The sequence below is a fragment of the Acinetobacter sp. PK01 genome (assembly GCF_022819285.1).
Classification (GTDB): domain Bacteria; phylum Pseudomonadota; class Gammaproteobacteria; order Pseudomonadales; family Moraxellaceae; genus Acinetobacter; species Acinetobacter tandoii.
Map to the genome: position 1 here is coordinate 1,174,532 of NZ_CP094643.1, position 15,922 is coordinate 1,190,453.

Consider the following 15,922-nt stretch of genomic DNA (forward strand, 5'->3'; position numbering starts at 1 on the left):
TTGCAATGCAAACCATTTTTTTATTTAGTGTCGATATAAGCCAATTTAGAGAAGATAAATAGCCTAAGCATTTTATATGTATCCCCTAAATAGCCTAAGTAAAAATATAATTAATTTGCTCTCTCAAAAAAGCATGCCTTAAATTTTCATTTAAATCTTTATGCCAAAACATACCCATCTTCATATAAGGTAATTCAGCAGGGGCAGGAAAAATATTCAAGGATGAGCCGACTTGTAAGTGAGACAAAATTGTCTCTGGTAGAGTTAAAATCGCTTGATCATTTTGTTCTAATATTTGGAGAGCAGTAGAGTAGTTCTGGCAACGTAATAAAATGTTCCGATTCAATTGTTGACGTTGAAAATATATATCTTCTAATAATAACCCTGTACGGCGGGAAGATACGCCAATATGTGGAGAAGAAAAATAATGCTTTTCGCTCATGTGAGCTTGTCGTGTACAGACAACGAAACGGTCATTTACCAGTGCTTGAAATTGAATTTTCTCTCCAAAATTTTGTTCTAAATCCATTACAAAATCAATTTGCTGTGCAGCCAAATCCGCAACAACGGTTTTTCGATCTAATTTAAAACTTGTAAATTGAATCTCTAAATTGAGTTGCTGGAAGTGTTGAAAAAGTCGTGGGAAAATAATCGGTTCAATTTCATCATGGACAGCAATTTTAAGTGTTTTAATCATGATGGGTTCAAAGCTTTGTTTCTGAAGTGAAACACTTTGAATAGCATGCAAAGCTTTTTTGATGATGGGATAAGATTGTTCTGCAAACGGTGTAGGTAGCATCTTATGACCAGCGCGAATGAACAAATCATCTCGCAGTTGTAAGCGCAAACGTTGTAAGGCATGGCTAGCAGCAGATTGTGTAATATTGAGTATATGTGCTGATTTTGAAATACTTTTTAACTCATAAATAGCAATAAAAAGAGGATAAAGATTGATATCGATACGGTAGAACGTCGCTAAATCCATGTCTACATTATTATGAATATTGCTCATAGTATTAGATTAAATAAAATCATTTCATTCATACTAATTTTCGAGCTAATGTACTGTAAAGCGAAAATATACAAAATTCACAGGATAAACCTATGTTTGAACTCTCAGCACGTGCCAAAGACTATATAGAACGCACAAAAACATTTATTACAAATGAAATTGAGCCAATAGAAACTGAATTTTGGAATGAAGTACATCACTTAAATCCCAATGGGGATTGGACTCAATGGCAATGGCCAGCGCAATTAGAACAATTAAAAGCTAAAGCTCAAGCAGCAGGTTTATGGAATATGTTCTTACCCGATCCAATATTGGGTGCAGGGCTTTCCGTACAAGAATATGCGCATATTGCAGAGTTAACAGGTCGTAGCTTAGTTGCACCAACCATATTTAACTGTAATGCCCCAGACAGCGGTAATATGGAAGTGTTATGGCGCTATGGTAGCGATCAACAAAAACAGCAATGGTTAACGCCATTATTGGAAGGAAAAATTCGTTCAGTATTTTGTATGACGGAACCCGCAGTTGCTTCGAGTGATGCAACCAACATGCAGGCAACTGCTGTGGTTGAGGGTGATGAAATTGTCTTGAATGGACGTAAATGGTGGTCATCAGGTTTAGGTGATCCAAATGCCAAAATTATTATTTTTATGGCGCATACGCCTGATGAAACTAAAGATCGTCATCATCAACATTCGATGGTTCTTGTACCGATTGATTCAGCAGGTGTAACCATCGAGCGGATGTTACCCGTATTTGGGGATTATGATGCACCACATGGCCATGGCGAAATTAGCTTCAATAATGTGCGTGTTCCTGTATCTAACTTTATTGGTGGTGCGGGTCAAGGCTTTGAAATTGCACAAGGCCGTCTAGGGCCTGGTCGTATTCATCATTGTATGCGTTGTATAGGAGCAGCGGAAAAATCATTAGAACTGATGATTGACCGTGGAATGAGTCGAACTGCATTTGGAAAAGAAATTCTGAAATTGGGTGGTAACTTAGAACGTGTTGCAGAAGCTCGAGTTGCCATTGATCAAGCACGTTTACTGACTTTGTATGCTGCATACAAAATGGATACTTTAGGCAACATGGCTGCCTTAACTGAAATTTCAGCCATTAAAGTGGTTGCACCAAGTGTGTTGGAAAAAGTGGTGGATATGGCAATACAAATTCACGGTGGTGCAGGTGTTTCTCGAGACACACCATTAACAGGATTTTTTGCTCAAGCAAGAAGTTTGCGTTTAGCCGACGGCCCTGATGAAGTGCATAAAGGGATGATTGCCAAACTTGAACTGAAAAAACGTGGATACGGCGCGCGTAAAAAATAAAGCTGTGGTAAAACTAAGTAAAACATTCATATTCTAAGAATCAGGGATAACGGGTATGTCGGTAATTGATGTAGGTAGCAATGTACGTGAAGGTGAAGAACTGGATGTACAGGCTGTAGAAGATTGGCTCAAGTCACAAGGTGTTGTATTAGAAGGACAAGTTGAAGTCACACAATACTCGGGTGGCGCTTCAAATTGGACGTATCGACTCAAATATGACAACACTGATCTGATTCTGCGTCGCCCACCCAAAGGTACTAAAGCAAAATCTGCCCATGATATGGCTCGTGAATATACGGTGCAGAAAAATCTGGCCCCGTTTTATCCTGTATTACCTGAGATGATCGGGCTTTGTCAGGATGAGTCTGTATTGGGTTGTGACTTTTATGTCATGAAACGGATTGCGGGTATTATTCCACGCGCAAAACTTCCACCAGAATTACATTTTTCTGAAGCGCAAGTGCATCAGTTATGTGTAAATGTGATTGATAAACTCATCGAATTGCACCAAGTACCCTATCAAGGCACAGAACTGGAAAAGTTGGGCAAAGGTGAAGGTTATTGCCGTAGACAAGTCGAAGGTTGGGATCAGCGTTTTGAAAAAGCACACACGGTCAATGTTCCGACCTTCAAGTTTGTGCGTAAATGGCTTTTAGATAATATCCCAGAGGATTCGGCAACCTGTTTGATCCATAATGATTGGCGTTTTGATAATGTAATTCTAAATCCAGAAGATCCGACACAAGTGATTGGGGTTTTGGATTGGGAAATGGCAACGCTTGGTGATCCGCTCATGGATTTGGGTTCAGCATTGGCATACTGGGTAGAAGAAACTGACAGTAAAATTTTTAAAGCGACACGACGCCAACCAACTAACATGAAAGGCATGTTTACCCGAAAGCAAGTCGTAGAATATTACCTAGAGAAAACAGGATTACAGCCTAAAAACTGGACCTTTTACGAGGTGTTTGGCATCTTCCGTCTAGCAGTTATCGCGCAGCAAATTTACTATCGCTATTTCCATAAGCAAACTAACAATCCAGCCTTTAAAGATTTTTGGGTGATCATTCATGCTCTGCATATCCGAGCGTTGAAACTGATTGGTATTCAAAAACTCGAGGCCAATGAAATTGCACATAAATATATGGAAAAATTTAAGGAAATTTTAGAAAAATGACCACCATTTATTTGATTCGTCATGGGCAGGCATCTTTCGGTGCCGAGAGTTATGACAAACTTTCGGAGAAAGGTGAATTACAAGCGCAACGATTAGGTCAATATTTCAAAAATATTTTAAAAGAATCACCGTATGTGGTCGCTGGTTCAATGCATCGCCATCAGCAAACGGCGCAATTGGCTTTGGCGGAATGTTTTCCTCATAGCCAAGTCGTGACAGATTCACAATGGAATGAATTCAATCATCAACAAGTTTTTGCTCAGTATGAGCCAAGATTCAATGAGCCACATTTGTTGAAATCAGATGTCGCGCAGCATGTAAACCCACGTGCCTATCTGGCAAAAATATTTGAAGGGGCAATAAAGCGCTGGACAGGTGGTGAATATCATCATGAATATGAAGAGTCATGGCCGATATTTAAAGACCGAGTCGAAACAGCTTTGCAAGATTTGTGTAATGAGTTAGCACAAACTAAGCCACGCTATGCAGTTGTATTTACTTCTGGCGGTGTAATTTCTGTAGCGGCAGGAAAGATTCTAGAACTGAACCCCAATCGAACTTTTGCGCTGAATTGGGCGATTACTAATACCAGTATGACCACTTTGCGTTTAGTTGGAAATGAACCGCAATTACTCAGTTTAAATGAGCATCATTTTATTAAAGCAGATGACTCAGAACTTTTAACATGGATATAACAAGGATTGACTCATGGCAAAAACCATTTTAATTACAGGGGCGAGTTCAGGTTTAGGCGCAGGTATGGCGCGTGAATTTGCTCAAAAAGGTTATAACCTTGCCATTTGTGCGCGACGTCTAGAACGACTAGAAGCACTTAAACAAGAGCTTGAAAGTCTGTATGGTATTCAGGTAATTGCCAAAACTTTAGATGTGACCAATTACGATCAAGTGTTCGAAGTGTTTAAGGCTTTCCAACAAGACTTTGGCAAATTAGATCGAATTATTGTAAATGCGGGAGTTGGACAAGGTCGTCGTATTGGTAAAGGTAATTTTGAGATTAACCGAGCAACAGCCGAGACTAATTTTATTTCTGCATTGGCACAATGTGAAGCGGCCGTTGAAATTTTCCGTGCACAAAATTCAGGGCATCTCGTGGTGATTTCTTCTATGAGTGCGATGCGTGGCTTACCAAAACATCTTTCAACTTATGCCGCCAGTAAAGCTGCTGTTGCTCACTTGGCAGAAGGGATTCGTGCCGAACTGATTGATACACCTATTAAAGTTTCGACCATTTTCCCAGGCTATATTCGTACTGAATTGAATGAAGGGGCAAAAAAGTTGCCGTTTGAAGTCGATGAAAAGACAGGTTCGCATTTACTTGCAGAAGCGATTGAGAAAGCGCCTGTCAAAGCATATGTTCCAAAGTGGCCGTGGCTACCCATGAGCTTAGCGATGAAGGTCTTACCTTTGCGGATTGTGAATAAATTGGGCTAATTCCCTTTTAGCTTAGAAATATTTCTAAGTCATTTTATTTATTTTGAGAAGCCGACTGATTTTAAAGTGGGCTTTTTTCGGCTAGCCAGTTTGTATTAAAGCTACCGTATTTTTAATTTAACAAGGTTTCAATTGGCTAAGAGGTTTACTTCCGAGAGCTTTTTAACATCCGTTTTCATAAGAGAATGGGCTTGGTCAATTCCACAGTTTTCACCGAAATCTTTCAAATAAGATGAATCTCATGATCCTCATAGACTCTGTCACATACTAACCAAAACTGATTAGTTAGTACTGGAAGTTTTAACCGTTTCTAGGTACTGGTTGCACAGAATAAGGTGAATATCATTTTGACTTGTTTGTGAAGAGTGTTCCTTTATGCCTTTTTCTAAATTTCTGCATTTGGGTCATTAGATCCTGTTGTGTTGGTTGATGTTTAGCTATTAGATATGATTAAAAAGTATCTACAAAATTAAAAGCATTTGGTATAACAATAATTAAGACTTCACATAAGTTTAGTAACTATTAAATTTATTTTTGAGTCGTGTTATTAAGTATGATTATAGTTATAAAAATATTAATGGAAAAGTATAATGATTAGTACTGATACTGACAAAGAAATATCTCTAATTTATTTTTCGATACGTTTTAAATTTTGTATCGCTTTGATGGGTGCTTGTCTTTGGACTTGGTTTTCAATATGGATAGCACAAGCGTGGATACATGATCTTAGTACGCACATTGGTATGTTTGCTGCTATTTTTCTGATTTATGGAATTGCTATTATTCCAGGCTTTATGAACTCATTCGCTGCTTTGAGCTTAATGATGGATAAAAGGCCTCGTCGAGAGGCACTTCCATTTTATCCTGGCATCAGTATTCTGATTGCTGCTTATAATGAAGCTGCTTCGATTAAAGATACTTTGGTGAGTATCAGTCAACAGAATTATCCTGGTAAGTTACAAGTCATTGTCATTAATGACGGATCTAAAGATGAGACAGCGAATATTGTTAGAAATTTACAAGAACAGTTTTCATGGCTTACTTTTCTTGATTTAGAAAAAAATGCTGGTAAAGCACATGCCTTAAATGAAGGGTTTAAATTGGTTGAACATGACCTTGTAGTCACCATTGATGCTGATTCATATTTACATCGTATTGCGTTGATTAATATTGTTGAACGCTATCTTTTAGATCCACCAAATACTCGCGCTGTGGCTGGTAAGATTTTGGTTCGTAACTCTCGAGAGAATTTGCTGACTAAAACTCAAGAATGGGACTATTTTCTTGGAATTTCAGCAACCAAGCGCATGCAATCACTTTATCAAGGTACTTTAGTTGCGCAAGGTGCTTTCTCTATTTATGACCGTGCTGCATTGATTGAGGTTGGTGGTTGGCCAGAATGCGTAGGCGAAGACATTGTACTCACTTGGTCATTACTGAATGCAGGGTACAGAGTTGGGCACTGTGAGGATGCCTGTCTTTTTACTAATGCGCCCACCACACTCAGAGTTTTTATTAAGCAGCGCCAGCGATGGGCACGAGGCATGATGGAAGCTTTTATTAAACATCCATCCATTTTAATCAAACCACGACTTTCAACATTCTTTATTTATTGGAATCTGCTTTTTCCTTGGTTAGATCTGGCCTTTACTTTTGGATTCTTGCCTGGGTTAGTATTGGCGTGTTTTGGCTATTACTGGATTGTCGGCATTATGACGTTGGTTCTGCTTCCTATGGCTTTATTGTTAGGTCTCTTAAATTATTTTATTGAACGACAGATGTTTGATGAAATGGGGCTGAAAGTACGTAAGAATTTTACTGGTTTTTTAATATATGTTTTTGCATATAGCTTCTTATTACAACCTGCGAGTATTCTCGGATATTTGGACGAAATTTTGAGAACGCGAAAAACATGGGGAACGAAATGAAAATAAAACCAACAAATTTATGTATTACTATTCCTCTATTAATGATGATTAGCATGGGCTGTTTTGCTAATGAATTAGAAGAAAAAAAAGGCACAAGTGGACGGGCTGTCGGAACAGAATTCTTTTTCAGTGATGATAGTGAGGGATTTCAAACTCGTAAGCTATCAGCAGAATTTTTTCCTAAATATGAAAGTGGCGATAGTTATCTAGGTGTGCGTGCTAGTGCTTATCAGTATAAGGCCGATAACTGGAATCGAGATGGACAGAAAATATCCTTTGTAGGGAGAGATGTAGATTCAGCCACTGCGAATGGCTGGTTTTTAGATGCAGGTCTATTCGAGCAGGATAACCATACATTGTTAACACTTGATGGTAGCTATCGAACACAGTTTTTTGATAAAACTGCCTTAGAAGTATTTGCCAATCGTGACTGGGTAGAAACGCAATCTGCTCTGGATCAGGGGATTAATTTCACCTTCGTAGGTGCTGCTTTAGATCAGGGCTTAGGTGATCATGTCACACTAGTCGGTCTGGCTGGAACACAATTTTTTTCAGATGATAATCGCCGCGATCATGGTCGAATTAAAGTGATTTATCAACCTTCACTCAACCTAGGCCTTACGGTTCAAGCACGCTATCGAACCTATCATAGTCGTCAAGAGGATGTTGGTGGTGCGTATTTCAATCCAAAGAACTATGAAGAATCTATGTTGGCAGTTGGTTGGCGTCAGCGCTTTGCTAAATGGTCTACAGGCTTAACAGTTGGCCTAGGGCGGGAAAAAATTAATGATGATCCAAGTCAGTCAACTCAACTTTTTGAATTAAACTTGCAAAGTCCAGTGTATGGATCTCAATTTTTTCGTATGAATGCTGGATATAATAAAAGTGCCTCTTTCAATGGTCCAAATTATAATTATCCCTATGTCAGAGGTGAATGGATTTTACAGTTTTAGATATTTTTTATAAGTTAGAAATCAAATTCTTGTTGATATTCATCTTATTGAGGATAGGGCTGAAATCTTGCATTTCAATGTATCAAATACATCAATTTAAGCCCTTCCTAACTTACTCAATTCTGCTCGGGTTGCTTTGTTGCAGTTAATGGTGGTTCGCCTAAAGGAAAACATTAAACTCTTCAATGAAAAAGTTCAATTTGATAACAGGTGTCAGTAGTGGGGATTATTGGTGGGTGTACTTATGAAAAGATTGAAAATTTATGTAAATTACTGATATTAAATTAAATATATAGAATATAGGTTGTTCTCGAAGATATTTAAATGTGATTTAAACGAAAATTCTAAATCTGACAAATAAAGCAAATGAAGGCCCTCAGCTCAAGGGTATTTACTTGATATAAAAATGAATAAATTAGAGTAGTCCTCCCTTATTTACACTGATAATCAAAGATTCTTTTGCTTAATTCATCCATAGGGTGTTTTTCTATGGGGAGTTTAGGTTCGGCATCTTCTGAATTTATAGGATCAGTGGATTTTTGAATTTTGGTGATAGCGTACTCTTTAGTTTTGCAAAAAATTAAGTAATCACCATCAAGATAGAGATCAGGATTTTGCTTTATCACAGATCTTATTTTAACAACGTCAGCATCTGGAATAAGTAATGAGTTAATATGCCAATCTGTATCCACATATGTGATACTAAAGTCATCATTTGATGGAATTTCTTTCCATTTTGATTCAGGGCTAAATGGTGGGGGAACATAACCGTTCGAGCATGAAATATTGTATTTTTTAATAGTATTTTGAAAACTAGTATTGAAATTTTGGATTGTTTCAAAATAGTTATAAAGTTGCTTTTTATATTGAGGATACTGATTTATATATTTTAGTGATTTTTCAGAAAAGTCTCTCAAATGACAGGCCAAGTCATAGTTTTCTTGAGTACTCAAAAGCCTTTTTTCTGTTTCAAATTTATTCTTCTTATCAATTACATCCATAATGTAATTAACATTTTCGGTTAAATTTTCTTGGTACTCGTGAAAGCTGGTATAAGTGACAATTTTTTTATGAAATAATTTTGTTTGAGGATCGATTGTATATTCTTTAGAAACTAAATTTGGGTCTGCATAAGCTTGCAAAGATAGACAAATTGTAAATGTTGAAATTATAAAGTAGGGAAAATTTTTCATACTAAAGCCCATTTTATTTGAATTTAGATTGTGATTTATCAAAAAATCAAGATTAATTTTTAAACAGTTTTATTGCATCCTTCTTAAACTCATTAGTTCAAGTTACTTACATAGGCTTCATGTACTTGCAAGCATGGCTTATCTGTAACAGGCTCTGTACAAGCGTCGTTAGTAATTACTAAAGCATAATTTTTCGGCCAAGTTTGGCAGCAACATACGTTGTGCTTATTAAATTATATTTATTATCTAGTCTAAATGTAAAATTGTTAAAAATTGATTTTTAAATAATATGGATCTAAAATCCACAATTTAAAATCAAAGTCACTTACATTTACTAAAAACCTCATTAGAATTTCATATATGTCATTTAAATATTTGAAGTTATCCTTTGGGTTTTGAGGTGGCTTTTGATTAGCTTTTTTTTATTACTTGAGAATAATTTTATGAAAAAGGTTTTGTTAGGATTTACTTTCGCATTACTTGCACAAAATATTTTTGCTGCTGAAGAATGTACGATTAACTATCATGCAAATGATGAGTTATCTGATCAAATTCAGGAAGATGGGTTTAGTTTTGAAAACTATGATGAAGTTTGTGAACTGTTAGAAAAAGCCAAAGCTAGTGTTTCAATCAATTACAATTCAAGTATTACTAATAATCAAACAATAGCTGCTGTTTTTATCCGTGTGAAGGACAGTGATAGACCTATTTATTCGACTTACACTAACTCGAACATGGACTGGAGTTCAACTCGGACTACAGCAGAAGAAAAAGAATTAGTGTGGTCTCTTGTAAATTCAACGATCAGTGAAATCAACCAATCAGATATTGATGGTTTAAATGAGAATCGAAAAGAACTTCGCGTACTTGTTTATCCAACCGTATCTAAGAAATTTTGATTTGACTTGTTAAAGTTAAAAGTGAAATTGGTTCATTTTTTACAGTAGCTGAAAATAAGCAAAGTATAAATATGAACCAAGATCCAAATTTGATATATATTGCTTTAAATAATTTTATTCACTTATTTGAAAGTAACCGCACTCACAATAACTATTTTGCTTATTTATTTGACTCACAATAGAGATGGTAAAAATCCATTTAAGCATTCACTCGGGGTAATTTTATATTAATTAAATCTAGAGGTTGAAACTTAAGTGGAATTAAGAAGAAATGAAAATTCTTGTTGGTTCTCCTGATTTAGTGTATTTACTGTTTTACAGTAAGAATAAGATCCTAGAAATTGAGGGTAAAATGTACGAGTTATCTCATGTAGACCAAATTTTTATTCAAGAGTTGCATGATGCTTTTGATGATGTTCAGTTAGAAGATAGATTTACGCTTCTAGAAGAAGACTTTGCAGATACGAGTTACTTAAGAAAGTATCCACATCAACATCCTTATGATAAGAATAGTATAGGTTACTTTTCAAAGAGTAATTTACTCAGTGAAATAAAAAACAGTGACTTATTAGATGGTGAGAAAAGAGATTTAATTTTAGCAATTAGTGAAGGGAAACGTGTTTATAATCATTATCAAACATGGGAAGAGGTTCCTTTTGATTATTTGAATAAATATGCAAATGGATTTTACTTCATTACACCTGAAGCATATATATTTTACACCCCAGCCTTAATTTTATATTTGGCTTCAAACCTAGAGTATTTTAAAGGAGTGGCTTTTGATAGATGGCTTTCTAGATTGTTAATGGAAGAAGCTAGTCGTGAATCATTAATTTTATTTAGCCCCCTTCAGTCAATAATAGTAAGAAAGTTTCTATGCAACTTGTTAATGAATGAGTTTACTCTAGATTTTATAGAAGTTGGAGACGTGAAAAGAGCCTTAGAAATGATAGATGAAAAGTAATAATTCATCGTAAATGATTAGTTAGAGCTCTTGATAGGATTTACTTCATTAATGGCAATATAAAAGACTCGGTAGTTTCTAATCTATTTTGTAGCTATCGGTATCTTCATGATTTCAGATGCAGCAGGGGTATAGTAAGTATTCATGCGTATGCTGATCATTCTAAAACAGAAGAATAACAGATACTATCAAGTTAAAATTACTTTTCAAATCAACGTCATTTAAGCCAATTAGCCGAGCAATTAAAAAATGAATGTTGTGAAAATATTGTGAATGATTTTTTAGAACTCAAAAATCTGAAAAGCTCATTCGATAAATTTCATACAATTATGCTAAGATTGGTGAGTAAAAATCTCTTTTTTATATTGAACTAAATGTCTGAATTTAAAATAGAAACTCACCCACTCGAACCATTTTTACCAGCAAATGCAAAATTACTGATGCTGGGCAGTTTTCCACCACCGAAAACACGTTGGAAAATGGATTTTTATTATCCGAATTATCAGAACGACATGTGGCGAATCTTTGGTCTTATCTTTTTTCAAGACAAAGCGTATTTTCTAGATCTTCCAAATAAGAATTTTTATGAGCAGCAAATCCGTGATTTCTTAACTGAAAAAGGGATCGCTATTTTTGATACGGCATATCAAGTTGTTCGTTTAAAAGATAATGCCTCAGATAAATTTTTGCATATAGAAACTCCGACCGATCTAACGACCTTATTAGCCAAGATTCCTTTTTGTCAAAACATTGTCACTACAGGGGATAAAGCGACCGACACGCTTATGTTATCCATGCCTGAAGGCACGGAAAAACCTATAATTGGGACAAGTTCACAGACATTTTTTGCAGATCGGGAGTTAACTTTATCTCGAATGCCATCATCTTCGCGCACGTACCCATTAGCATTAGAGAAAAAAGCTGAAGCCTATGAACAGCTTTTCCAAAAAATTGGTTTAATTTAAATAGATGTATCTTTCAAGTTAGAGCCTAGAGTCTTAGGCATACTTTTTGGCATAGAAGACACATATAATGACGGCGAAACACACGAAAATCATGGCAAAATCGATAGATTCATGAAGTACTAGAGTACAAAGTATGAGCCCCAAAAAAGGTTGTAAAAGTTGAATTTGCCCAACACGTGCAACGCCGCCTAATGCCAAACCTTTGTACCAAAAAACAAAACCAATCAGCATGCTAAAAAGGGAAACATAGAACAATCCTGCGTATGCTGTAACAGGAATTGATGCCCAATTTTTAGGATAATAAATGCCAAATAACAGCAACATTAAAGGTAAAGCAATAATCAATGCCCAGCAAATGACTTGCCAACCACCGAGCTGTTTTGAGAGTTGTCCACCTTCGGCATAGCCTAAACCACAAACCAATACAGCAATAAGCATATATAGATCACTGCTAAGATGAAAACTTTGCTGATATTGAAACCACATAAATATGGCAACAAAGCTGCTGCCTATGATTGCAGAAAGCCAAAATTTACTTGAAGGTCTTTCGCCTGCACGTAACACGGCAAAAATAGCAGTTGCTAAAGGGACTAATGCCACGAAAACAAGAGCACGTGCCGCAGTTATGTGTTCTAAAGCAAGTGCTGTGAAAAAGGGAAAACCGAACACAACGCCCAATGCAATTACAATTAAAGATTTGATTTGTTTAAGGGTTGGAAAGGGTTGTTTAAATAATAGAAGGCATAACATTGCGAGTCCACCAGCTATCACAGCACGAGCGCCTGTGAGAAATTCTGGACTGAATCCCACCACAGCAAGACGTGTAGCAGGCATAGAACCCGCGAAAATGACCATACCTAGAAAGCCATGTATCCAACCCATATTACTTTGCTTCATGCTTAAATCTCATTTTTCTATGATTCAATTACATGCCAAATGGGAAGCTCTAAACAGATACAATCCAGTACAATTTTAAATAACTGTATTGGTATACAATTCCTACTGTCAGAAATCGATTAAGTTGAATATTTAGCCATCATGCATACACACAGCAAAATTGATATTGTGATTGAAAAAATCAAATCCCAAATTTCAAACCAACGTTTTGTTGCTGGAGCACGCTTACCTTCGGTACGGCGTTTAGCGCAGGATATGAATTTTTCAATTTCGACAGTGGTGGAAGCATATGCACGCTTAGTTACAGAGGGGGTACTCGAGGCAAGAGCGGGTTCTGGGTTTTATGTTAAAGGACAGATGCAAGCGAAGAAAATAACAGAGCATCATGTTCAATATGATCGAGAAATTAATCCTTTATGGATTTCACGCCAATCTTTGGATGCGAATGAAGAAATGCTAAAACCTGGTTGCGGCTGGTTACCTCCAGAGTGGATGCCTGAAAGTAGTTTACGTAAAGCGCTAAAACATGCAGCTAAATCATCTTTAAAGATGCTGATAGAATATCCTGTACCGCATGGTCATATGGGCTTAAGACAATGGATTGCCCGTAAAAATAATCAATATGAAATACAAGTTGAACCCTCACAAATCTTAATTACAGATTCTGGTACTCAGTCTATAGACCTAATTTTTCGTGTACATTTGAAAGCTGGGGATGTCATTCTAGTCGATGATCCATGCTATTTTAATTTTCAGGCATTGATTCAAGCCCACCATTTACAGGCAATTGCAATTCCATTTACAGCCCAAGGTCCTGATATTGAACGTTTCGAACAAGCCTTACAATATCAACCCAAGCTTTATTTAACCAATTCTGGAATTCATAATCCAACTGGTGCGACTTTATCTATACAACGAGCTTATCAAGTTGCCAAATTAGCGGATCAAGCGAATCTAATGATTGTAGAAGATGATATTTTTTCAGAGTTTGAATATGTTCCCGCACCTCGTTATTGCACACTTATGGGTTTAGGGCGGGTGATTCAAATCGGTAGTTTTTCTAAAACTTTAACCGCTTCACTTCGCTGTGGTTATATTGTTTCTAGTCAACAAGATATTGAAAAATATATTGATTTAAAAATAGCAACTAATTTTAGTAGTGGACATTTGAATGCAGAAATCATATTTTCTGCACTCATGGACAGTCAGTATTTAAAACATATCGAGTCATTAAAAAAGAAACTCAATACCAGTATGGGGTTATGTATTCAACGATTAAGGCAACTGCATATAGAACCTGTACTTATTCCCAAAGCTGGAATTTTCTTATGGTGTAAACTTCCTTCAGAGATTGATGCAGCAGAATTATCTAGACGATGTCTAAAACGTGGATTAATTCTTGCTCCAGGGCATGCATTTAGCCAATCAGAAGGTGCAAAACATTTAATGCGTTTTAATGTTGCGCAGTGCATGAATCCCCAAATATTTGAGATCATTGCGCAAGTGATGGATAGTTTTAGTTTTGATCATGAAAAACCAAATCCCAAAATGTTGATTAATAAGAATGAAATGCAACCGAATTAATTTTTTGATGAGAAAATGTATGAGATGTAATGATTTTGTCATTACATCATCCATTCAATGGGTAAGTAGGACAAACTCTTAAAAGTGAAACGTTGAAACTTTGTGGTGTGCGGATCAACATGATATTCAGTTATTTGCCCATTTTCATGATGTTCTAACCAAATAATTTCACCTTGAGGATTAAGTTTTAGTTCGTATGCAATTTGCGGTAAATAGTGATCCATCGCACTTGTGACTTGGTTTTGTAAATGTTCAGATTCGACCACCAATCCAACCTCAGTATTTAAGTTCACTGAACGAGGGTCAAAATTAAATGAACCAATAAAAACTTTGCCATCTACGTCAAAAAATTTGGCATGTAATCTTGACGAACTTTTTCCTTTGGCAGGAATTGCATTACCTGTTAATACCTCATACCAAGTACGCTGTTTTCGTTGAATATCTGGTTTAAACTCATAAAGTTGAATGCCATTTTTAAGCAGCTCTTTCCGATATTTTTGATAGAAAGCATGGACCAAAGCCACATCATTAGCTAAAAAAGAATTGGTTAAAACACGAACTTTAATATTTTGATGTGAAAGATCTGCAAGAAAAGCAGCACCATCTTTAGAGGGCACAAAATAAGCTGATACCAATTCCAAATGTTCTTTAGGAATACCCATTGCATGTTTGAGTTGAGAATACAGCAATTTATCTTGAGCAATGTTGCCAAGCGTTTTTTCAGGATAATCAGCCAAGAATTGGGCTTTAACCCATTCAACCTGACGTTCCTGCAATTGCGCCATGATTTGTTTCTGCGCCAAATCTAGTTGGTTAATGAACCGTTCTTTTCCATGATCGTTCATCGCATAACTTTTACGAAGCAGATTCAAATCATCAGCCGATTCGACCCCAATCAGTTGTTGTACTGAATAACTCAGGTCACTATTCCAGAAGTGAATGAAAATTTGATTGGCGGATTTCACTGCATTACCAAAGAACAAGACGTCCATGTCAGTAAATTGAAAATCCTGACCTGCATCAAAATATTCACGGCTAATATTACGTCCTCCAGTCACTGCAATGGCACCATCAGCAATAATGAGTTTGTTATGCATACGATGATTGATCTGTTTCAACCGAAAAGCATAATCAATAACCCTAAAATGTCGATATTTATAAGGGTTGTAGAGTCTGATTTCAAAATTTGGGTGTGCAACTAACTTTTTCAGTAATGGATCTAATTTGGTGCCATTTTGATCATCAATCATAAGGCGGACTTTAACACCGCGGTCTGCTGCTTTTAACAGTTCAGCCAGCATCATGTGGCCTAATGAGTCATTTTCCCAAATATAATATTGCAAATCGAGGGTATGTTTCGCATCGCGTATTAGGTAAATACGTGATGCAATACTCATAAATGCATCATCTAATGCTAAATAGGCTGTAAGACCTTGTTTGAGTTGGGCATCAATATTTTGGCGTTGTATCCAATGTTCCGTGTGGTAGTCTGATGCAGATTGTTTTTTGGCTTCGTTTTGAGGGAGACTACAGGCAGTCAGTGAACTCATGCTTGCACATAATAATA

General features: G+C 36.4%; 14 protein-coding genes. 10 read left to right on the forward strand and 4 right to left on the reverse strand.

Annotated features, from left to right (window positions below; genetic code table 11):
* Positions 1-94: 94 nt before the first annotated feature.
* Positions 95-1,012 carry a LysR family transcriptional regulator gene (locus MP622_RS05645; RefSeq protein ID WP_044737865.1) on the reverse strand — a complete coding sequence of 306 codons (918 nt, stop codon included), beginning with the start codon at positions 1,010-1,012 and terminating at the stop codon, positions 95-97.
* A gap of 92 nt (positions 1,013-1,104) precedes the next feature.
* On the opposite strand from MP622_RS05645, the gene MP622_RS05650 reads away from it, so the two are divergent.
* The 6 genes from MP622_RS05650 to MP622_RS05675 all read left to right on the forward strand — a co-directional run bounded on the left by MP622_RS05650 (position 1,105) and on the right by MP622_RS05675 (position 7,853).
* Positions 1,105-2,343, forward strand: a complete 1,239-nt coding sequence (locus MP622_RS05650) for an acyl-CoA dehydrogenase family protein (RefSeq protein WP_243792926.1) — start codon at positions 1,105-1,107, stop codon at positions 2,341-2,343.
* A gap of 55 nt (positions 2,344-2,398) precedes the next feature.
* A complete protein-coding gene (locus tag MP622_RS05655; RefSeq protein WP_104442070.1) occupies positions 2,399-3,520 on the forward strand; it encodes a phosphotransferase family protein in 1,122 nt (373 codons plus the stop codon).
* Positions 3,517-4,215, forward strand: coding sequence for a histidine phosphatase family protein (locus MP622_RS05660; RefSeq protein ID WP_044737862.1), 699 nt, complete (start codon positions 3,517-3,519; stop codon positions 4,213-4,215). Before MP622_RS05655 ends, MP622_RS05660 begins: the two co-directional genes overlap by 4 nt.
* A 13-nt stretch (positions 4,216-4,228) precedes the next feature.
* A complete protein-coding gene (locus MP622_RS05665; protein ID WP_243792927.1) occupies positions 4,229-4,972 on the forward strand; it encodes an SDR family oxidoreductase in 744 nt (247 codons plus the stop codon).
* 743 nt (positions 4,973-5,715) lie between these two features.
* Positions 5,716-6,900, forward strand: a complete 1,185-nt coding sequence (locus MP622_RS05670) for a glycosyltransferase family 2 protein (protein WP_081401279.1) — start codon at positions 5,716-5,718, stop codon at positions 6,898-6,900.
* A complete protein-coding gene (locus tag MP622_RS05675) occupies positions 6,897-7,853 on the forward strand; it encodes a hypothetical protein (RefSeq protein WP_151505427.1) in 957 nt (318 codons plus the stop codon). Before MP622_RS05670 ends, MP622_RS05675 begins: the two co-directional genes overlap by 4 nt.
* Positions 7,854-8,284: 431 nt before the next feature.
* On the opposite strand, the gene MP622_RS05680 is transcribed toward MP622_RS05675, so the two are convergent.
* Entirely contained in the window at positions 8,285-9,046 is a 762-nt protein-coding gene (locus MP622_RS05680) for a hypothetical protein (RefSeq protein WP_243792929.1), read from the reverse strand.
* 443 nt (positions 9,047-9,489) lie between these two features.
* Here MP622_RS05680 and MP622_RS05685 point away from each other — a divergent pair, with 443 nt between their 5' ends.
* From MP622_RS05685 to MP622_RS05695, 3 genes are all read left to right on the forward strand, one after another.
* Entirely contained in the window at positions 9,490-9,945 is a 456-nt protein-coding gene (locus MP622_RS05685) for a hypothetical protein (RefSeq protein WP_243792931.1), read from the forward strand.
* 271 nt (positions 9,946-10,216) lie between these two features.
* Positions 10,217-10,909 (forward strand): hypothetical protein, encoded by a 693-nt coding sequence (locus MP622_RS05690; protein ID WP_243792932.1) that lies wholly within the window; start codon positions 10,217-10,219, stop codon positions 10,907-10,909.
* Between the two features lie 374 nt (positions 10,910-11,283).
* The gene (locus tag MP622_RS05695; protein ID WP_243792934.1) at positions 11,284-11,874 is read left to right on the forward strand and encodes a uracil-DNA glycosylase family protein; all 591 of its coding nucleotides are present in this window, start codon (positions 11,284-11,286) and stop codon (positions 11,872-11,874) included.
* A gap of 33 nt (positions 11,875-11,907) precedes the next feature.
* Here MP622_RS05695 and MP622_RS05700 read toward each other — a convergent pair whose 3' ends face one another.
* On the reverse strand, positions 11,908-12,771 hold the full coding sequence (locus MP622_RS05700) for a DMT family transporter (RefSeq protein ID WP_243792935.1): 864 nt from the start codon (positions 12,769-12,771) through the stop codon (positions 11,908-11,910).
* 141 nt (positions 12,772-12,912) lie between these two features.
* Between MP622_RS05700 and MP622_RS05705 the strand changes: the two genes are divergently transcribed.
* Positions 12,913-14,355 carry a PLP-dependent aminotransferase family protein gene (locus MP622_RS05705; protein ID WP_243792936.1) on the forward strand — a complete coding sequence of 481 codons (1,443 nt, stop codon included), beginning with the start codon at positions 12,913-12,915 and terminating at the stop codon, positions 14,353-14,355.
* Between the two features lie 41 nt (positions 14,356-14,396).
* Here the strand turns inward: MP622_RS05705 and MP622_RS05710 are convergent, their stop codons facing one another.
* A complete protein-coding gene (locus tag MP622_RS05710) occupies positions 14,397-15,905 on the reverse strand; it encodes a phospholipase D family protein (RefSeq protein ID WP_243792938.1) in 1,509 nt (502 codons plus the stop codon).
* Positions 15,906-15,922 lie beyond the last annotated feature (17 nt).